Below are 19,999 nucleotides of genomic sequence, written 5' to 3'. Positions count from 1 at the left end.
AAGCCTGAACCCCGGTTTTTTTTGCTGAATTTCTCGGATTACGCGTCATTTTTCCGAGCTCCTATAGGCCCCGCCCCGGAACAATTAACAAAATTACTTTTAGTAAAAGATTCATCCGTTCTGTGTTGAAATTCCCGTACTATTGAATACACTTAATAAGAAATTATTAAAAATATTAACTATAATTACAGGATGTTAGCAAGAACCTACTAGATATTAATAAGGATGTTATCACATGAAAAAAAATATAGTTTGCGTAGCATTATTTAATTTAATCTGTACTCAAGTATATGCTGTTCAAACTTCAGATACGATTTCCGAAAAAATATCTACCCGTGCAAAGTCGGCTCAGTCCCAAAAAACAAACGCTATAACAAAACCCCTGTCACTTGAAATCAATTGTGATTATCGAATTTCTGGGGACACTCAAAAAATTGATAAAAACTTAATCATAAATTGGGCAAAATATGCTGTACTTCATTCTTTTAATTTTGATTTTCCATCCTTTGATTCGCAGATGAAAAATTTAAGAGCATGTTATACAGAAAATGGATGGATTGGTTTTACTAATGCATTAAAAGAATCAGGAAATATTAATTCAATTAAAACCCAAAATCTAACAGTAAGCAGTACGTTGGATGGAGAAGTCCAAGTCATTGATGATCAGGAAAATCAATGGAAAATAACGGTTCCTATTAAAGTTTTTTACAAGAATGATCAAGAAGAGGTAACTCATTTTCTGAATGTGTACATCATCATTAGCTGGAGAAATGCATTTAAACTTGGAATTGTGCAAATGATCACCACCCCACGTTCCGCCTCCATATCCATAAAAGCTTCATCACTTAGAGAGGCGATGAGAAGTCTTTCTTGGGGCGTGACTGATCAAATAAACACTTTGGAAAACCTAAAAAAAAGGGGGGCTGCATTTCTAAGTTCTTTATTCATATCGGATCCAAACATCATCTTTTCTGAGATGGACAGAGCCTTAAATCAGCCCGGTTTGTGTTTAAAATCAGAACACAGTAATATCAAATTTTTTCAGAATATTATTGAAGCACCAAATGATCAAGGCTTCGATCCGGGTAGAGTAAACCATATTCAGGTAGCACAATTAACTTCGGAAAACTATAAAAAAGATGTTGAAGAGGAATCTATTGCCACACCTGCCCTTGCATATGGGTATGAATGGTTTAATAATCACTTTAGCGCTATTATATCAGATATTTTTGATACGAAATGGCCTCAATTATTCGCCTATTTTAAAAAAATCGAATCCGCCCAATTTTATTCCGCATTGAGTGATTTAGATAATTTAAAAATGATTAAAACTCAAAACCCAGTCAATCAGCAAAGAAAAAAAGAATCCCCTCTTAAAAATCAAGCAGGGACTTCCTTACCATTACACATAGCTCATCCAAATAATAAGAATCAAATTAACCAGCTATTTAATATTAATTTAACTTTAGGCAAGAAAATGAGTGGGGAGCTTGTCATTTTACAAATGAAAACCATTCCGAGTGTACTTCCTTTATCCTCCAATCGTGCTTCGCCTTTGGCATCCAATATGAATTTATTTTCTAATCGAAGAGCTCCGACTCAAAAACTACTGCAAGATAATAAAATACAACTCGCTCAAAATGGGACACCTTCGAAATCCTCTAAAATCCCTCAAATGACCTATAATAAACCCTCTGAGGAATTAAAAGGATCAGAGATAATTAATTGTGATTATAAAATTCCTGAGGAGATGACCAAGGTTGATGAAGATCTGATAATAAAGTGGGCAGAATATGCCACAACTCAATCTTTTGATTTTAATTCCTTATCGATACCCTCTCAATTAAAGAAATTAGAGTCCTGTTATACTGCAACTGGCTGGGAAAATTTTAAAAGTGCTTTAGAGAAATCAGGAAATATTGAGGCGATTCAATCACAAAATTTTACTATGACCAGCAAGGTTGATGGCCAAATTAAACTCATTAGGACGAAAAATAATCAATGGAATATAGAGCTTCCCTTAAAAGTTGTTTATCAAAACAAACAAATCAACGTAACTCAATTCCTGAATGTTAATTTAACGATGGTACGTAAACTGAGTGGTGAATTTGGAATTATGCGAATTGTTGCCGCGCTCAAAGACTCGGTAAATAACAATACCGCAACAAACAATCAATCTCCAGTAGCTCAATCTAATCAACCCAGCTTAAACAATATGCATTCATCTGCTCTAGCACCCCAAAAAACAGCAGACTTTATCGATTGTGATTATAAAACTCCTAATGGTGTAGGAGATATTAATCAAGCCACAATTTTAGCTTGGGCTGAATATGCTACCATTAAATCATTTAATTTTGATTCGGAGGCCATAGATAACCAATTGCAGAAACTGCAATCTTGCTATACGGAACAGGGATGGAATCAATTTATAAATGCCCTTGAAAAATCAGGAAACATGCAGGCATTTAAGACCAAAAAACTAAGTGCAATAAGTCAAATAGACGGGCCACCTCAACTCATTGACTCGAGATATAATCAATGGACACTCACCCTTCCTTTAAAGATTAATTATCAATTTGAAAATGGTAATGTAACGCAATTACTTAAGATTGATTTAACTATAGGTCGGAAGAGCAATGGTGAGCTAGGAATTATACAACTTAATTCTACCTTACGGTCCTAACAGGAGGACAGCGTAGTGAATCTGACAGTCAGATTGCTTGTCCGCAGGTTGCAACGGAATAAAATCCCATAAAAGCAACCCCATTACACTAGATAGTGGGAGTTTGTCTGCAAAACAAGCCAGCTACCCAGTCAAAAGGAGAATTTTTTTTCCTAAATTACTCGGGGTAACAATATATATCACTTTCACCAGCAACCCCTGCATGTAGAACCACTGCATTGACACCCACAATATTAGTTTGCTCTCTTAAGCATCGATAACCCGAATAGGTATAATAAAAATTACCTTTAGGTACGGGTTTTTCAATGGTATAAATATGTTTCTCCGTATTTACTACAATAGGCACACTTTGCCAGGATTGAGTTTGCGTCACAATCACACTGTCTGCGGTGGCAACCGTACTTAATGCAGTGAGGAATGTAGAAATCAGTAATTTTTTCATTTGGTTCCCTCCAAGATGGACTTCTTTTGTGTCTAATATTTATAGAGTAGTCTGATTAATGCGAATAGCAAATCGGAAACCCATAAAGAAATTATCTTCCCCATTTTGCATTTTTATCACACAATCCGACATGCTCGCTCAACACCAGGTAAACGTAACTCTTTATCCAGAGGAAACTTATAGTTTCGAATTAAACTCATCATTGATATTTCGAATACAGCTCCTTCATAGAGTTTTGAATTTAAGGTCTCTCCACCCAATAAGGTCATTCTTTTTCCATTAAAACGAGCATTAAAATATTTTTTCCAAAATCCTTCAGAGCCAGGTTGGATCAACATATGAATGCCCTTATTTATTTTTAGAGCATACTCAATGGCTCTGGATGTAAGTATACTTCCTAACCCAGAACCTCTTTTATTGGAAATAACATAGAGCTGCGCTATTTCTATTAATTCTTTTTTTTCCAAGTTCAACGAAGAGCTGATTTGAACATATCCATATAGTTCACTTGTTACTCTATCTCGGGCTGATATACGGATATCTTCGTTTTGCAAGTAAGTTACTTCAAATTTATATCTCGCCATACAATAAGTTACAATTTAAGTCTATTTTTTGCAGACTACCTTATGCTCATAATTTTTAAAATAGGTCTCATCAAATTTGATTTTTTATCAAATAAATCGGGGTAGTATCGCCATAAATGCATGTATTAGAGGAATATTCTAATTTTTTAACATGCCAGGAGGAGTTAACATTTTTTGAATTTCACCAATATGCATTTCTTCTTCCTGAATCATTTTTCTGGCAAACTCTTCAATCAATACCGATTTTTTTTCTGCATGCTGCAATAATTGATAATACAAATCCAAGCCCTGTTTTTCGTGCTCCAGAGCCTCTTCTAAAATATTCCCAATATTATGCTGATGAGTTTCTAATAATTTGCCAATCTTAAGCGATGGATGCTGGGAAAAATGCGTGATAAGCTCGCCTAACAAATGAGCATGAGTTAAACTTTCTTGGGCCTGCTCACGCATCCATTTACAGATAGGAATGCGATTAAAGCCAAAGACCATAAAGGAATAATGGGTATAACGTACTACACCTGCCATCTCCAATTCTAATAATGTATTTAGAACTTTTAGGATAGCATCATCTAGAGACTCAGTTTCGGGCCTTTTATAGTCCATTTTTATGACCTCGTGTTTGACTTATCTAAGAGTATAGAATATTCCCCAAAAAAAACTCAAAGCAAAATCACCCGCCCTTGTCAAAATTGAATAACAAAATTCAACAAACATAAATTTAGTACAGGTTTTTGATTCCCCTTACTGTCACGAGCTTTGATGAATCTCCATAAATTGCATATAATTTATACAAACGTTTCTTTATTTGCTCAACATGAAATCATTAAAAGAACTTTTTAAAAAGAAACCATCGGGAAAACAAAATAAGTTAACCACGAAGTCTTCCGATGACGAACCTGTCAGCACAAGTAAGCCTCTATTTGCACCAACAAAACCCACTTATGACTTTTTCTCACATCCAGAAATGAAGGATTTGGCACAAGTTGGAAAAACAAAAGCATTGGGTTATTTGCCCCTCAATACGATCCGTGAGTCTGGATTTGAACCCTTTCAAGTGCATCAGTTGTTGAAAAAGAGAGGACTAAAACTTTTTATTATCCCAGTTCCTACCGATGATGAGTTGTATGCCTATGACTCGAATAAAAATAAATACATCCATATGGCCGATAAAAAAGAATACAAAGTAATCCCCAAGGGTGGATTTTTAAGTATACGTTCTGGAGCTCTTGTAGCATACGATGAAGAAGCAATAAAAGCCCATTTAAAAGAAAATGATAACCTAATCACTGAAGAAAATAGCAAGGAATCAAACCCTGAAGATTATTGGCCTACCGAAGCCGCAGATTTCGTTAATATGTTATTTCGAAAAAAAGCCGAATCCGCATTAATGAATAATTTTGTGCGTAAAGTTTTTGAAGAAATGCCAACCCTGCCCAGCTCGAACCTCACCCTAAAATAGTACAGTTTGATTTCATTTTTCGTTATTTAATAAAGTACCCAACCTTTTCTGTAAAAAAATAGCAATATATGTTATTATTTTCTCCAAATTTGAATCGCAAAGTCATTATCTATGTACTGTAAATATCCCCAATTTTTTCAAAATGAAAAAGAAAACTCAAGTTCAGGTATTAAGTTTTCAAATGTTATAAAAACATCGCCCGATATTTCCAATTTGTATCGAGGGGAGGAGAATCTCCCCTCTGTCATTTTTGGAATTCCCACCCTTCTTATGGGTATTTTTGGTAGAGTTTACCCTGAAGTTATAACTATTGAAGAGATTAAACAGCACAAATTAACAAATCTTTCCAATGATTTTCACATGGTAAGTATGTCTGAAAATCCTCTAGTTGCACTAGATTGGGGACAAGGATGTTTTATTACAATTGACCCTACTTTGTTCCGTACTTTTGCTGTAGATCTTCATGCAACATATCGTCACAATAGCCTCAACCTTCCTGGGCGGATGGAGCGGGAAACAGAGCATGTGGCCTTAGCTGTACCTTATTGCAGTATAAAAAAAATTACAATCAACAAAAAAGAAGTCAATAATCCGTTCTATGTAGCTATTTCTAGTGATAATCAAGAAGCGATAAAAGAATTCCATGGTCTCTACTGCCAGTTTGTTTCACTTTTAAGAAATAAATACACGCAGAAAATAGACCATCACGATGAACAATTAGCGCTCCGAGAATATGTTGCCGCTTATCTTGAGTTTTATGCCAAGCACAGTGGAATTGACAATCCTTTTAACAACACACTTCAAAAATTGGTTGAACTCCACCCAGAATTTATGGGCTATTTTTTCCAATCAAATCCGCAAGAACCCCAAGCGGATTTGATGAAAGACCGTGCTGTTATTGCATCTGATGATTTATTCAAAAAACACTATTACACTCAATCACTTGATGAGCTTATATCCCATCGAGCCAAAGAAGCAGTAACCTATTACGATGATGATTGGGCGAAACCAATTTATGACTAATATCACTTGTGCTAGGAGTTAAAGCGCAGTAAGTAGGTTGAGTCAAACAACCTACCTTGCTATGCTTATTGTTAAAAAAGATACTGTAAACCTAGTGCTAGAGAATAGTTTTTATTGGATAAACCCGCGGAATTAAGTTCATAACCGTTTTCACCCGTATCATTATCTGTTATTTCGGTATCGGCGCGTCCATTCGAATAATGGTTGTAGGAAGCCTCAACAAAAACTTTCGCGTTAGGTGTTACAAAATAACCAGAATTAATCGTTGCCGCATAATATCTAAAGTTAGTTCCATGCTCGTCAAACGTGATGTTGCGAGCATAATGCTCGTCGTGATCCCGCGCTGAAACCCAATTACTAAATTTTAAAATTGCATTAAATTCAAAATTATGAATGAAATATTTTCCGGCTACACCCACATAAGGAGTTCTAAATTTTTGTTGGTAGCCAATTCCAGCTTGAGTACTAGGAAAACAACCAATCTCGGTTCCGTTATTGTATTGATAACAACCACCAATTGCTCGCCAACGGAAAGAATCCCACTGATACCCAGCAGCCAAGCCCAATTGATAATCTGATTTTTGCATGAGCCATGCTCTTAAACTTAAATCAAATTGATTGGCATAATTTAGATGAGTATCGTCATGATGCGACCAATGGGTCCAAGCTTCTTGATTGGGGTTGAACCAATCATAATCATCCATAGCCGCCTTATTTTTTGCTATTGTGGTCCAGCCTCGTCCATTCATGCTAAGCCACCCGAGTAAATCATAATTTAATTCCCCATTAATTATTGCAGCATTTTTTATGCGCCAATCGAGCTGGCTTAGCTTAGTATTTGTTTTTGGATAATAAACATATTCGTGAGCCGTTCCGGAAAGTATTCCTACGGAGGTACTTAATGATAAGCCATCTAAATTGTAATCAGCAGCATAGGTAGAGAGCGAATACGTAAAAGATAAGGAGGTCAGAGCCAACATAACTATTTTATTGTTCATTTTTTTTCCTAGTTAGGGCCGGCAATCCCTGCAGCAATGTGATTATCAAAAAATCAACTGAAATTATTGTAATTCACAATGTCCTTGTCAAGGACATCATTTAAAAGAATTGACCACAACCAAGGAATACTCGAGTTCCATCTTGACCTTGTTGCTGAATATACTAGCACCTATGAAGTACTCAGCCATTTTTCTTTTGAAAGAAAAGTGGTTGTGGGAGCATAAGCCTGAAGCAGCTCGCAATTCGGATTATTAAGAGAGTTATACAAAGAACGATTTTTAAGGAAGCAGCTCTGATTTTTCCAGCGAAACCAGGGTTTTATATTGCGGGAACCTTAAGGCCTAAAAGTTTCCCCAGGCTCCGAAGAAATTTCAAAAAAAACACCGAGACTTCTTCTCTCTTTTTCAAGAAAATCCATGAATCCCTTATATAATTTTTTGTCGCCAAATTGAGGATCGACCACTTCAAACTGCCCATCGCATTTCTTACCTAATAAGGTATGGAGTACTCCAGTATTGATGACAATCAGCGCGGTCATTCCGTCAGGAAAATCAGCTTCGCTCATTCCCACAAGAGTTACTTTTTTTCTTGTGGAAACATCGGTCTTAAACAATGAATAGAGTGAGGTTATAAGTGTGTTTTTTGAGTATTTATTGAGTGAAGCTTTAGATAGCTCTCGAATTTCAACTCCAATTGCATCCAGGTTATGTTTGCGGAAGTAATCCACGATCTTTTCGGGTGAGGCGACTTTTCCCGGTTCTAGCCAAATTTCTTTATATATTTCCAATTCTTTGCTTGGTGTGTAATCACTTGGTTCAATCTTCCCTCGCTCCAAAAGTATTTTCATTATCGCCCTTGCTGTACACGAGTTTTTAAATTTTTGGGTGTCTATCGAAGGTTCAATACTATCGAGTTTTGCTTTAAGTTTAGGATTATCGAGTACAAATTGCGCTATTTCATCAGAGCTTACTACTAACTTTAAAAAACTTCGATAATCCAGCATGTCTGAAAAATCATCCATAGTTAAGAGCAATTTTATGGTATCTGGAGAAACATTTTTCATTCTTCCTAGAGTAATGATTCCATCAAGCGGTTTAGCATGAGTACTATGAATCGCCTTAAATCGACTTGTAAATCGCTCCAGATTGGCTTCATTTAATGCAATGCTGGCATCTTTACCGAAGTTGAAATCAATGCTTTTATAGATATTTCGACTGTATTCAATATCATCAAGCGTCATATCAGGAAATTGCGTTGCAGTAATATTCAAAATCATAGCAATCACCTCCTGCGATACATTATAGAACAAATTGAGCCTATAAAGACCGATAAAGTGTTTAAAAAATGCTCTTTTTATTGTTCTTAACTTAATTTCCATATAAAATTGGGTTACAATTAATCGTTTTGATTTTTTTTTACCAAGATAACCATGAAAAGAAAATTTCCCCCAAGTGAACAGGAACAGCATTATTATAAAGAAGTGGGCACGAGCCTTGTTTGCATAGAAGATGAAGAAGAACAAAGAAAAATTGACCAATTTATGGAACGGCACTCCAGCCCCCCTCCACATACTTCCCGGGAATCCGGTTATTCATCCTATATGTTTCATGGGAGAAGCGTGGACGTGAATACTTCTATTGTAAAAAAACAAAAGATCGATAAAACTCACTATATTATTTCAAGAACATCTAAATCCCCTACTTTGCCGGTTTCTTGCTTGGCATCAACAGAACATGTAATCGCTATGCAGGATAAAGTGGCGAACTTTAAATCAGAATCTGAACCTAAATCCAAACAGAAGGTGATGTATCTAATTCCATTATCCTGTAGTACAAAAAAAATGAATGCTCGAGATGAAAAAAAAGCGATTTTGAGTCTCCTTCACAAATATGATAATACCCTGAATAAGAACAATGTCAGGATTTCATATACTAAAAAAACATCTGTTTTTACAATTAAGGCGAGTACACAAGTAGCAGATATTCAATTACTTGTTCGCGCGTTGAGAAGTGTAAAAAAATATAAAATTGTTGATTGTTCTTTTAAAGATATTGGCTTAAATCAGGGTATCTGCCTGGTTAAGAGGGATGCATCTAATCCCATTCATGCCTTGGTAAATATTGCAGATTCAGATTCTGAAAAAGGATTTCTTGAGCGAGACGCAGGGACAACATCTGGACGACATACAGGTGCTTATCAAGATTGCAATTGGACATTTAATTTCTTCACCAGTTTGGAAGATATGCGCAAAAGAACAGAGTATCCTAGCAACGCCCTAGCTATAAAAATTTTTAATGCAAGCTAAGTTTTCTTTTTCCATTAATAATTCATGCCTATCTATTTAAAGTAGGCCACTATACATTTAGGAGATCCTATTTGTTGTGGAGCCTCATCATTTAATGTTAGGCTTTTCTCTGAAATTCACAAAAACTATATACTTATGGAGAGGTCTTTGATTAACCAAAAGTATAAAAAAGAACACCTCCCAATATTAGAAATATTCCTAATTTTTCTGAAGCTAGGATGCATTAGCTTCGGTGGCCCAATAGCTCATCTGGGTTATTTCCGCGATGAATTTGTGGGTCGGTTAAAATGGTTAAGCGACCATGCATATGCCGATTTAGTCGCATTATGTCAATTTTTGCCTGGACCTGCGAGTAGCCAAGTGGGTATTGCTCTTGGACTATCCAAAGGCGGTATTCGGGGTGCAGCTGCGGCTTGGCTTGGATTTACTCTACCCTCGGCTTTATTGATGGTAATGTTTGGTTTTGCTCTGATCCAGATAGGCATTCATGATAATCCTTCATGGCTACATGGCCTAAAAGTTGTGGCGGTGGCGGTTGTTGCCCAAGCACTTTGGGGAATGAGCCTTGCTTTATGCCCTGATAAAACCAGAGCAAGTCTTGCAGTATTGACCTGCATCGGCTCAAGCATGATTCCACATGCCAGCGGACAAATACTCATGATCCTAATTGGTGGCTTTTTTGGCTTATTTTTTCTTTCTCCCCAAAAATCACTCCCTCCTAGTGAATTAACAGTTAATCTCAGTAAACGCACTGGAATCATTGTATTGCTTGTTTTTTTTATTGTACTCACTTTATTACCCTGGTTATCTTCTTACCTCGCAAAGTACCCTTTGCAACTATTTAATGCCTTTTATCAGGCAGGATCTTTGGTTTTTGGTGGAGGGCATGTAGTTTTGCCTTTATTACAAGCGAAAGTTGTCCCTACTGGATGGGTTGATAATTCTATTTTTCTTGCTGGTTATGGTGCAGCACAAGCCTTACCTGGCCCCCTTTTTTCATTCGCAGCCTTCCTTGGTGCTGTGTCAACCAATACCCCCAATGGATGGGTTGGAGCCTTGGTTGCTTTAATTGCTATTTTCTTGCCTTCGTTTTTATTGATAATCGGAGCATTGCCTTTATGGGAGAATTTGCGTCAACATCCATCCATGCAACGAGCAATATTAGGAATTAATGCCGCCGTAGTGGGTCTTTTATTAACTGCTTTTTACCAACCCGTCTGGACCAGTGCAATTTTTTCATTAAATGATTATTTGTTAGCCATGACGGCATTTCTCTTGCTGCAATTTTGGCGTGTTCAAGCCTGGATTGTGGTCTTGTTTTGTGCCGTAGTAGCAGAGTTAGTACTATAAAGAGTTGTGTAAAAAAATCAAATCATCATTTGGTGCGCCAAATTGACTTTTTTCCAAACGAAGAATAAGAATTTCTCTATTATCTGTGCCAGGTAGTCCCCGTCCGTACTTTACCGCATTTACCGTTAGCACAACCTTTATTAACGCTTTTATGATAACATGTACCGTTGTAGCACTTCGTAGAGCTTTTATGATATCCCCAAGCAGCAAAAGAGCTCGATACAAAACTGCTCATAATGAAAATCATTAAAATCTTTTGAATATTTTTTACTAACATTTGACACTCCACAGTTATATTACCAATGATGGTCGTTAATAGTACATCTCTGCAGTTAGTATAGTTGAGTTTGATGCCTTGTGTTGATTTATGAATCTATAATCGAAGTGAAATGTGGTACCATTTGGAAATCTGACTGCTATTTTGAAAACTTATGCGAGATTTTTTTCAGGAAGTGCGCCAATTGCCTGGCAAAGAAAAACTTAACGTACTTGCTTTGATCATCACAAAGCTCTCTTTGCATAAGACAGCAATTGCCCAGGATAACCAATTTATTCGGTCAATAATTTCTGATCTAAAAAATTCTTTCCTTGATCATGAGCAATCTTTTGTGACCCTGGCATTCACTTTAAAACACCATTTAAACCAACATCCAAACATTTCAGAACCTCTTAAATATTTTATTAACCATGTGATTGAAAAAACAAGTAATTCTGATTTTCTAAATTACTTTAAAAAGGCGGAGATCCATACTGAAGATCTTGAATGCCGAATAGCTCGTATTTTTGAATCTAATATCGCAACCGTCATGTTGCAAAATCTCAGCAAAACAACCTGGGATTGTATGAATAAAGTAAGTAACAACATCATTCAATTTATAGAATCAAACTATGATCAAAAAATCTTCGACGTGTTTCTCGAAAATTTAGGCCCTGATCCTGGAGAACCACAAAATCCAAAGCTCGCTTTGGCTTTTGGACGCTATTTAATGACTCCAGATATTAAGGAGATTATAGAAACGCTTAAAGAACGAAGAAATTTCGCAAGAATCATGTTAATTCATTTTATGTTTATGCGAGATGTTTATTTTCATTTTGAGCTCCCTCTACAATCTCAAATGCATATCAAAGGCTTTAGATATGAAGGGAGTCTGAGACAATTTATTTTAGAAAATAAGACGAATATTGGTACTTTTTTCTGGAATTATTCTTCATTTCCCTTATATCATGATAGGGGTAGAGGCGAATTTAAATATTGTAGTTCCAAAAAGCTAGGTATCTGTATCACTCAAGAGGATCGTAAACAATTCCCCTCATTTGAAACGACATGGAATCCTGATTGCATTTGTCAAGAAGCAGATTTGGATTCAAAGTACACGCAGTCTCTTATTCATCGTGGCATCCCTTATGTTGCAGGTCCATCTGGAATGACCTCTTTGTTAAGTGCCAGTATGTTATTTATGGGACAATTTCAAACCCTGGAAGAGCACTACCATTATATTTTAGCAATTATCGTGTTTATGGTAGGTGGAGGGCTCCATAGTATTCATGAAACCCTCACTGTGATTCATGAGCGCTTAGGCTTATTACCTAACTACAAAACGGATGGACCTCATGCAGGAAACTATAGCGATTTCTTTAAATTATTTAGGAACAATCAAGTAATATCAAGGAATATTAATCGTGCTTGGGAAAGTACAATGAGTTGGATGGTTGAACAATATCCTGAGCTAATACCCATTCAAAATTACCCGGAGCCCAAAGAGGCTGCTACATTTTTAGAACAATTAAATTCTATATTCTTTTGTTGTTCCTAAACAAAGGCCCTGCTTAAAGAACAAGAGAATTTCTTCTCTATCCAAGATAGGCTACTGCTTAATAAAAAAGCAATGTGCTTATATTGTATTATACTTATAAAAAAGTTTTTGATTATAAATTAACCTCAATATTTTTATAATGATATAAATACTAATTCATTTAAATTTATTTGGAGAATAACGTGTCAAAATGGGAAGAGCTACTTAAATCTTTATCCTTAAATCCTCAAAAGCTTGCTCCGCGCGACGTAAGCAAAGTTGAGCTATGGTATTTACAGAATGTTAGTAAACAACCTCTTTATGAAAATTCGACTACGGCGGATAAGAAACTAACGCTCTTAAAACAAGAGATTTCTCATTTTCTTGATACAGTTGTTGACATTCCCGTCGTCAAGTGTTCTGAAAAATTTGATCATTTAGGTGGTATGAATGCGATACAATACGCCAGTAAGAAGGGATATGATCTCTACTTGAATAAGATTTTAGAACAAGATAGAAGTGCAGTTAATGTGGTTACAAATGGCCAATTATCTCCCTTGCATCTTGCTGCACTTTATGGCCACCCATTTACCACAACAGTATTACTTGAGCACGGCGCCAAATCTAATTTACCGACTCGACTTCATCAAACCCCAGCTCATTTAGCCCTGACCATGCCACCGTCTATTTTAGCTAAAGATAAACCGTGTCTCTTAAAAAGAAAGCAAACCATTTTTTATGACCTATGGGTTGATAATCCAAGAAGTATCAATGCAACTGATGACAGTGATAATACCTTAGCACATATTGCGGCTGAAAATGGATTTACTGACATTCTTAAAGATTTCCTTGATTATCCAAGCCTTCTTAAGATGAAGAATTCAGCTACTCATACTCCACTTCATTCTGCAATTTTAAATAACCAAAGCGAATGTGTAGACGTTCTAATCAAAGATGAAGCTTTATTAGCTATACCTGATAAAAATGGTCGATTGCCGATTCATTATGCCGCGATGTACAGCAAAGGATCCATGCTAGGGCAATTTGCGAGGAATCCTTATCTCGACGCTCAAGACCTTAATTTAAAAACCCCATTAATGTTAGCAGCCGAACAAGGACATACGGAACAAGTTAAGCTACTCATTCAAAAAGGTGCAAATGTGACATTGCAGGATCAATATGGAAAGGATGTTCTTCATTATGCATTGATGTCACTCAATGCTGAATTGGTCAACTGGCTGCTTACTAATGTTGAAGGGATCAATGTGAATCAACAAGATAAATCGGGACGAACCGCTCTAATGAATTTATTACATGAATTTCGCGAAGTAGACAAAGAGGAGCCCAACTTCCATAAAGTTGAGACATTAGTAAATACTCTTCTCGAAGCGGGAGCCCAGCTCGAGCTAACGGATAAAATGGATCAATCCCTACAAAGCTATATTAATAGCAAATGGGATCGGCCTGTTGTGAGTACACTCACCTAATTTACACTGCGTGGTGCCCTATGATAAATAAAGCCAAGTTATTTAAAAAAGAAGATGATGAGGATACTTATATAGACGATATTAATCGGGATATAGAAAAATTAAATCGTTTAATTGATGTTTATAACTTAGCTCCACATGCCCAAAAAGCGGAAGCGTTATTACAGGTGCGCCAACAATTACTTAAAATTGATGCGAATATTGGGGGTACCATAGCCGTTGTAATAATTGCTACAAACTTTCCTTACACTAAATTTTATCAAGATTTATCTAGAGAAATTCGCAATGAGTTGAATGCTTTAGGGTGTCCTGGGTTCAGTGCGAAACAAATTAATCAATGGGACATTGAAACGTGTAAAAAGACTGATAGTATCCCTTCAGCTGGATTATTTGAAAAAGAAAACAAGCCAGATTTCTTTTCACAAATTTTCGGTACACAAACATCACCAGCAATAGGAAAAGCAACTCGTTTATTGAAAGAGCTCGATCCTAGAATCGTTTCTGAAAATACCGAAGAAAATTATTACCAACTTTCTAGATTAAAACGATCTCTTCGTGATTTAATTGCATCAGAAACCATTTCTACCCCAGATAGAGAAAAATTAAATGATCTTATTGGTAGAATAAATAACCGCTTGTTTAACATAGTAAAAAATAATCCTCAATTACGTTCTAAAGTTTACCCCCCTGAAGATATCGATTTGGCTCAAACCATTGACAATTTAAGCTTTGAGCACGTAAAAAAAATTACCACGATGCTTATTAACCCCGGTGAGTTTGATGCTGAAACATTTCATCAAGAATTTGACCCAGTAATCCCAGGAATAGAAAAATATGAAATAAAATTTTTAGGTGGTGAAAATTCTAAAAATTATTTGCTTACAGACAATGAAACCGGCTTGAGACAAGTATTAAAAATTACCCCCCATAAAGGAAATTACCGAAAAACATATGAGCGACTTAAAGAAACCTCTGTTAGGGACAATATTGCAGAAGTATATGCGGGTCAACAAGCCATCCAGCAGTATTTTAGTGATTACATGTATAGTCTTGAGCTGACGCAGTTTTGCGCTAAAGGGGATGTTTTATCTCATGGCATAAAAATCCAAGCAAAAATTGCACTCATTGAAAAAGATATCGCAGGCACCATTGAAGAGACAGACCAGATAGAATTACAAAAATTATACGATGAATTTAAACTCACAGATGCAGATGAAGTTTCAGTTGAAGCTGAAGTTTTAGTGGATGAAAAACAAAAAATACTTGCTCAGCTAAAAGAAATCCAAATTTTGAATGCAGTCAATATTTATGGCCAAATGGCTGATACTTTTTTAAATTTTCAAGCAAATAATGCTTTTTTTCCGGATGCAAAGCCCACAAATTTTTTAGTGACTGAATTTGATCAGGTGCTTATCGCGGATACAAAATCGTTCATAAATACCGTAAATGGACTTGTGGATCCGGTTAAAATACACCAAGAAGGTTATTTACAATATACATTGGGATTTCGTTCCTTACAATTTGAACAGGCGGAGCATGCTGGAGCATTATCCTTCTCTGCAGAGAAAGAACATTCCTATCTTATGGGTCTTAGCTTGTATTGTTATTTAACAGGAAGAGAGATTAACCATGTTCCTAAAGAAGCTAAAGATCATCCAGATTTTCTGAAGTGTGATGAGGACGTATTTCAATCCCCCAAAGGTCAAAAATTTAAAGCGCTGGTTCTCGGTTTAACTCATCCTGATGCCGATCAACGTTTCAGTGTACAGCAGGCAAAAGAAAGTTTACAAGCTATTGCACATGATATCAAAGTAGAAAAATCCCCCTTCAAATCAAAATCTGAAGCCTATTTTTTTGCTTTGTACAACTTGATGGAGCTTGAAAAAAACGATAGTAATGCCCGTGACGCAATGAAAGAAATGAACACTATAGAAGAGATGAAAATCCTAATTGAAAATCATGAACAGGATCCAAAGAAAGCTGCTACTCTTCTAACTACTCTTGCAGAAAAAATTACAAATGAGGAACACCAAACATTGCTTCGTGACATTGCTTCAACTATTGAACATAGTGCCTATCAACAAACACCACAAGAAAAATATGAAAATCCATTAGCAAGGCGTTTTGAATCAGAAATGCAAATCGCCTTACTCAAGAATCCGACGGATAAAATGATGGAATCCGTTAACCATGTATCCCAAGCCTTATTAAATGTTTTTGAACAAATAGAACACCAGGGCTACGGGGATATTTTGGATGAATTTGCAGAAAATTTGACAAGCGGAAAAGAGCAGACTGGGTTTGGCTCCCAGCCAGTACAAATTAATCTAGATCAAGTGAAACAAATTTTACAAAGAAATGACCCTAATGATTTTAATCAAATCATGTTTATCCAATTTCTCTTTGCGCAAAAGTGGATGAGAAAACTACCCGAGTCGATACTACCTCCTAATAGGAATGCGCCGACAGGGAAAATGCTTGAATTAGTCAAAGAATACAACAATGGAGAATATCGAGATAATCCCCAAGCATTTTTTCAAGAATTTGATGACCTGAAATTAAAATTTATTTCTGATATACAGATATATGGTTCCGAATTATTTAGAGCGGATCCAACAAGAGGGCGCGAAGGAAGTTTACCTAATACGTTCTCAAGCCAAATGGGGCTTATGCGTGTAGGGCAAAATCAAGAAGGATTGGATATAGACCGCTCTAGCTGGACTCCTGATTCGAAGTATCAAGAACCAAATCTAGATGCACCCTTTACTCGCGACTTAATTGAAAATGATGCAATCTATGCCGCAGGGCCATCCGGGATGACCAGTTTATTTATGGGGATCATGGAAAACTATGGGAATTTTACAAGTGTTGAAGCAAAGCAACACTATTTATCCGCGGTATCTGCGTATATGGTAAGCGGAGGGCTTCATAGCTTGCATGAGGTGCTTGGACCAGCCCAATACGCATTGGATCTGATCCCTGGTTATCAGGTATCACCTCCGAGTAAAGACACTGTTGCTAATCCACCTAATTTTCATCAATTTTATCAACAACAAATGAACTTAGATCCACAATTTGCCTCAAGATATCAGGAAGGCTGGCAAAAAATGATGGAAGCGTATGCCAAACAAAAAGAGCAATTTGTCCATGCCCCGGTCGCTAGTTTGTCCCCGGTTGAACAAAGAGTATTAGTGAGTAAATCTCCAGAAAATCCCTATGCAAATTTATCGGAAGACGAAATTCGCATGATGTTGCAAAAAAATCCTGAACTTAATCCTATTCATCTTCAAAAGGAATTGGTGAATAAGGAAGAAGGAAAGTTTAAAGATAAAAAAGAGAATTATATTAAACAAAATTTAATAAAAATAAGTGTTTATTACATGAAAGGAGACGAACAAAAACTAGAAGAGGCCATTAACCTCCTACTTAAGACTGTATGTAAAACAAGAACCAATATTATGCAATCCTATTCTACATCAACAACATCCGCTATAAATTTAATTAATGAAATCTCTAAGGATGAAGGTTTAAGAAAAGTTTTTGGCATCCAAGGTGATAATCCAACTGACTGGAAGAAGGAACTTCAAGCCAAAATGGAAGCGGTCTGCAGCGATGAGAGCATCGTGGTCCCCGATTTTTCAGAAACTACTAAAAATATAGCTATGTAAGACGTGAACCCCTTTAAAAGTAAAGCGACTTGGTATTAGCCCTGCTCTAAAATTCCTACTAATCATTCAATGAAGATACCCACAAACTGTTACTTATTTGCAATTCAATGGTCGGTTGAGGAACCCTATTCTCGGTGATAAACTGCGCATGAAGATTAAAAAATGATTTTTAATTTTAAATTTTTATAAACTTGAAGGGTTAGGAAAATTCATGGGCAAGTCTTTAAGAGAATTGTTAAAAACAATAAGTAAAAATGCTAGAACCGAGAAAAAACTAAAGAAGCAATTAAAAGCCATTGAAGATCAAGCACAGAAAATTCTTAAAGAATCCAAAACACTCGATTTATTTGATGAGTCTTCTTATTTAGGATACACACCTCTGGAAGCAGCAATAAATTCAGGTTCTGTTGAAGTGTTCCAATTATTAGTAAAGCTTGGAGCCAGCCCTTTTTTCAAACCCAAACCGGACCTGCCCTCTGTACTGGATCTTCTCGCAAATGATTATTTTTCTCCATTTTCTTCTAAGGATAAAGTATCAATATTTAAATGGGTTATGACCGATAAAGAGAGTCCCATATTCACTTGGGAAAAGCTCATTCAACATCCAAAGTTGTTTGAAGAATTTAAAACCGCAAAATTAATTCCTAAAAAGCAGTATTTAAATGAGCTTCCTCTTCATGTTGCAATTGCCGCTGGTCGCATAGATTTAGTTCGAAATATAATCCTTGCTGCAGGTAGCATTCAAAAAGCAGGTGACATCAGTCGAATGAGTGTTCTTAATCCAGCAATTATGGCTGTTCTTGATGGCCGAGAAAATTCATTACAGATACTAAACTATTTAATGCAACAAGGAGCCAATCCTCAAACTTCTGATGCGCTTAATTTACCTGCAATCATGCAAGTGATATCAGCTCCAGTGTTATATCGTCATAATGCACGAGAAGCAGCCATATTCGAAATCGTAAAAACACTGCTTGATCACGGGGCTACCCTTGATGTAACGAACCCTAATAATGGACACGTCCCCTTGATGGCTGCGATGAATTTGGGGTTTAAAAATCTATTTTATTTCTTATTGGAGAAAGCAGGTACAGCGACATTAAACCATCGTGCGAAACATTCCCCTTTCTATTTAATTTTTCAGTTATTTGAAGATGATAACAAATTAAGACAACTCGATATTCTAAAACTCCTATCGACTCTCAAAGAGAAGGGAGCTGAGTTTGATAAAACCATTGAGCGTACTTTTTATACTGATCCGTTCAGGAGTGATGCATATAGTAGTAAGAGAAAAGTATCGGCAAAAAATATGACTTTGTTGCATTTCTACCTGGATAATATGACTCGGACTGATGATTCGATGCAATCAATCGAGAAACATCTTGCAATAATTCAAGCTCTAATCGCACATGGAGTAGATCCTCATGCGAAAGCCACATTTGTTTTAACTGAAGAGGTAAAGGATGAGACCTCATATTCTAGGACTAAAGAAGTCCAAACCCATCTTGAACTTACCGCGTCTGAATATGCTACGAAAATCGCCGATAAAATCGTCAGTAGAGATTATTGGAACTCTGATGGTTTTCTGATTAAGACTTATCGCGATGAGAATGAATTTTTAAAGCATATAGACTATAAATCCAAAGAAGAACAAACAAGACTGCACAAAAAATTCCACAATTTTAGAAATCTGGAACGCGTTTTATCCGGAGAAAAACCTTTGCCATACGCGGGTCTACCTAATTGTGGGAAAATGGAAACCGCAGCGTTAAAAAAGCAACACTCAGTTGAGGAGGCTAAATCCGGGGTAAAATCCGTCCCCGTTATAGATGATCTCGATCCGAAACAATTTGAAGTTCAATTAATCAATGCCCGAGCCCAACAAAATCAAAATGAGTGGCAAGAACTAAAAAATTCGCTTGTGGAGCACGTCAAAGAGACCACATCATTAGAAGACTTTTTAGCGAAAATAGAAGGCTTAAAAAAACCATTACAACTTCATTTCAATGTCACAACCAGCACCAAGGGAGATGTTATCGGCTATGGTTCAGCGGTATATCGTTTCTTTCACTATTTTGATCCTTATAAATTTCCCAACTCATGGGAAACATTAAGAAAATTTGGCCAGGCTACCTACGGTGTAGACATCAATACCCAATACGAACAAAGTACTGCGTATCAATTTTAGGTCAAGACTGGATCTCCA

Annotated in this window: 14 protein-coding genes and 1 pseudogene; 10 read left to right on the top strand and 5 right to left on the bottom strand. The window is 36.4% G+C overall.

The window, feature by feature from the left end; genetic code table 11:
- Positions 1–235 precede the first annotated feature (235 nt).
- Entirely contained in the window at positions 236–2,683 is a 2,448-nt protein-coding gene (locus tag HBNCFIEN_RS02490; protein WP_182392574.1) for a DotI/IcmL family type IV secretion protein, read from the top strand.
- Positions 2,684–2,840: 157 nt separating this feature from the next.
- On the opposite strand, the gene HBNCFIEN_RS02485 is transcribed toward HBNCFIEN_RS02490, so the two are convergent.
- From HBNCFIEN_RS02485 to HBNCFIEN_RS02475, 3 genes are all read right to left on the bottom strand, one after another.
- Positions 2,841–3,125 carry a hypothetical protein gene (locus HBNCFIEN_RS02485; protein ID WP_182392573.1) on the bottom strand — a complete coding sequence of 95 codons (285 nt, stop codon included), beginning with the start codon at positions 3,123–3,125 and terminating at the stop codon, positions 2,841–2,843.
- Between the two features lie 116 nt (positions 3,126–3,241).
- Positions 3,242–3,709: a GNAT family N-acetyltransferase gene (locus HBNCFIEN_RS02480; RefSeq protein ID WP_182392572.1), complete on the bottom strand. Its 468-nt coding sequence runs from the start codon at positions 3,707–3,709 to the stop codon at positions 3,242–3,244.
- A gap of 138 nt (positions 3,710–3,847) precedes the next feature.
- Positions 3,848–4,312 (bottom strand): bacterioferritin, encoded by a 465-nt coding sequence (locus HBNCFIEN_RS02475; protein ID WP_182392571.1) that lies wholly within the window; start codon positions 4,310–4,312, stop codon positions 3,848–3,850.
- Between the two features lie 211 nt (positions 4,313–4,523).
- Between HBNCFIEN_RS02475 and HBNCFIEN_RS02470 the strand changes: the two genes are divergently transcribed.
- Positions 4,524–5,168 (top strand): hypothetical protein, encoded by a 645-nt coding sequence (locus HBNCFIEN_RS02470; RefSeq protein ID WP_182392570.1) that lies wholly within the window; start codon positions 4,524–4,526, stop codon positions 5,166–5,168.
- Between the two features lie 111 nt (positions 5,169–5,279).
- A complete protein-coding gene (locus HBNCFIEN_RS02465) occupies positions 5,280–6,191 on the top strand; it encodes a hypothetical protein (protein WP_182392569.1) in 912 nt (303 codons plus the stop codon).
- A 71-nt stretch (positions 6,192–6,262) separates the two neighbouring features.
- Here HBNCFIEN_RS02465 and HBNCFIEN_RS02460 read toward each other — a convergent pair whose 3' ends face one another.
- Both HBNCFIEN_RS02460 and HBNCFIEN_RS02455 read right to left on the bottom strand, forming a co-directional pair.
- Positions 6,263–7,189 (bottom strand): omptin family outer membrane protease, encoded by a 927-nt coding sequence (locus HBNCFIEN_RS02460; protein WP_182392568.1) that lies wholly within the window; start codon positions 7,187–7,189, stop codon positions 6,263–6,265.
- Between the two features lie 335 nt (positions 7,190–7,524).
- Positions 7,525–8,466, bottom strand: coding sequence for a dehydrogenase (locus HBNCFIEN_RS02455; RefSeq protein ID WP_182392567.1), 942 nt, complete (start codon positions 8,464–8,466; stop codon positions 7,525–7,527).
- A gap of 153 nt (positions 8,467–8,619) precedes the next feature.
- On the opposite strand from HBNCFIEN_RS02455, the gene HBNCFIEN_RS02450 reads away from it, so the two are divergent.
- The 7 genes and pseudogenes from HBNCFIEN_RS02450 to HBNCFIEN_RS02425 all read left to right on the top strand — a co-directional run bounded on the left by HBNCFIEN_RS02450 (position 8,620) and on the right by HBNCFIEN_RS02425 (position 19,981).
- Positions 8,620–9,495 carry a hypothetical protein gene (locus HBNCFIEN_RS02450; RefSeq protein ID WP_182392566.1) on the top strand — a complete coding sequence of 292 codons (876 nt, stop codon included), beginning with the start codon at positions 8,620–8,622 and terminating at the stop codon, positions 9,493–9,495.
- A 135-nt stretch (positions 9,496–9,630) separates the two neighbouring features.
- Positions 9,631–10,845 (top strand): chromate efflux transporter, encoded by a 1,215-nt coding sequence (chrA, locus tag HBNCFIEN_RS02445; RefSeq protein WP_182392565.1) that lies wholly within the window; start codon positions 9,631–9,633, stop codon positions 10,843–10,845.
- Positions 10,846–11,276: 431 nt separating this feature from the next.
- Complete coding sequence (locus HBNCFIEN_RS02440) at positions 11,277–12,659, top strand: hypothetical protein (RefSeq protein WP_182392564.1); 1,383 nt, start codon at positions 11,277–11,279, stop codon at positions 12,657–12,659.
- 497 nt (positions 12,660–13,156) lie between these two features.
- Positions 13,157–13,282: pseudogene (locus HBNCFIEN_RS17825) on the top strand (hypothetical protein); the annotation flags it as partial.
- A 30-nt stretch (positions 13,283–13,312) separates the two neighbouring features.
- On the top strand, positions 13,313–14,125 hold the full coding sequence (locus tag HBNCFIEN_RS17820) for an ankyrin repeat domain-containing protein (protein ID WP_370530117.1): 813 nt from the start codon (positions 13,313–13,315) through the stop codon (positions 14,123–14,125).
- 20 nt (positions 14,126–14,145) lie between these two features.
- Complete coding sequence (locus HBNCFIEN_RS02430; RefSeq protein WP_182392562.1) at positions 14,146–17,793, top strand: hypothetical protein; 3,648 nt, start codon at positions 14,146–14,148, stop codon at positions 17,791–17,793.
- Between the two features lie 211 nt (positions 17,794–18,004).
- A complete protein-coding gene (locus tag HBNCFIEN_RS02425) occupies positions 18,005–19,981 on the top strand; it encodes an ankyrin repeat domain-containing protein (protein ID WP_182392561.1) in 1,977 nt (658 codons plus the stop codon).
- The last annotated feature ends 18 nt before the right edge of the window (positions 19,982–19,999 follow it).

It is taken from the genome of Legionella sp. PC997, assembly GCF_014109825.1.
Classification (GTDB): Bacteria; Pseudomonadota; Gammaproteobacteria; order Legionellales; family Legionellaceae; genus Legionella.
This window is presented reverse-complemented; position numbering and strand designations above follow the sequence as displayed.

Excerpts from the sequence above, each read along its gene's own strand:
- HBNCFIEN_RS02490 (WP_182392574.1), top strand. The coding sequence starts at position 236 with ATGAAAAAAAATATAGTTTGCGTAGCATTATTTAATTTAATCTGTACT.
- HBNCFIEN_RS02485 (WP_182392573.1), bottom strand. The coding sequence starts at position 3,125 with ATGAAAAAATTACTGATTTCTACATTCCTCACTGCATTAAGTACGGTT.
- HBNCFIEN_RS02480 (WP_182392572.1), bottom strand. The coding sequence starts at position 3,709 with ATGGCGAGATATAAATTTGAAGTAACTTACTTGCAAAACGAAGATATC.
- HBNCFIEN_RS02475 (WP_182392571.1), bottom strand. The coding sequence starts at position 4,312 with ATGGACTATAAAAGGCCCGAAACTGAGTCTCTAGATGATGCTATCCTA.
- HBNCFIEN_RS02470 (WP_182392570.1), top strand. The coding sequence starts at position 4,524 with ATGAAATCATTAAAAGAACTTTTTAAAAAGAAACCATCGGGAAAACAA.
- HBNCFIEN_RS02465 (WP_182392569.1), top strand. The coding sequence starts at position 5,280 with ATGTACTGTAAATATCCCCAATTTTTTCAAAATGAAAAAGAAAACTCA.
- HBNCFIEN_RS02460 (WP_182392568.1), bottom strand. The coding sequence starts at position 7,189 with ATGAACAATAAAATAGTTATGTTGGCTCTGACCTCCTTATCTTTTACG.
- HBNCFIEN_RS02455 (WP_182392567.1), bottom strand. The coding sequence starts at position 8,466 with ATGATTTTGAATATTACTGCAACGCAATTTCCTGATATGACGCTTGAT.
- HBNCFIEN_RS02450 (WP_182392566.1), top strand. The coding sequence starts at position 8,620 with ATGAAAAGAAAATTTCCCCCAAGTGAACAGGAACAGCATTATTATAAA.
- chrA (WP_182392565.1), top strand. The coding sequence starts at position 9,631 with ATGGAGAGGTCTTTGATTAACCAAAAGTATAAAAAAGAACACCTCCCA.
- HBNCFIEN_RS02440 (WP_182392564.1), top strand. The coding sequence starts at position 11,277 with ATGCGAGATTTTTTTCAGGAAGTGCGCCAATTGCCTGGCAAAGAAAAA.
- HBNCFIEN_RS17820 (WP_370530117.1), top strand. The coding sequence starts at position 13,313 with ATGCCACCGTCTATTTTAGCTAAAGATAAACCGTGTCTCTTAAAAAGA.
- HBNCFIEN_RS02430 (WP_182392562.1), top strand. The coding sequence starts at position 14,146 with ATGATAAATAAAGCCAAGTTATTTAAAAAAGAAGATGATGAGGATACT.
- HBNCFIEN_RS02425 (WP_182392561.1), top strand. The coding sequence starts at position 18,005 with ATGGGCAAGTCTTTAAGAGAATTGTTAAAAACAATAAGTAAAAATGCT.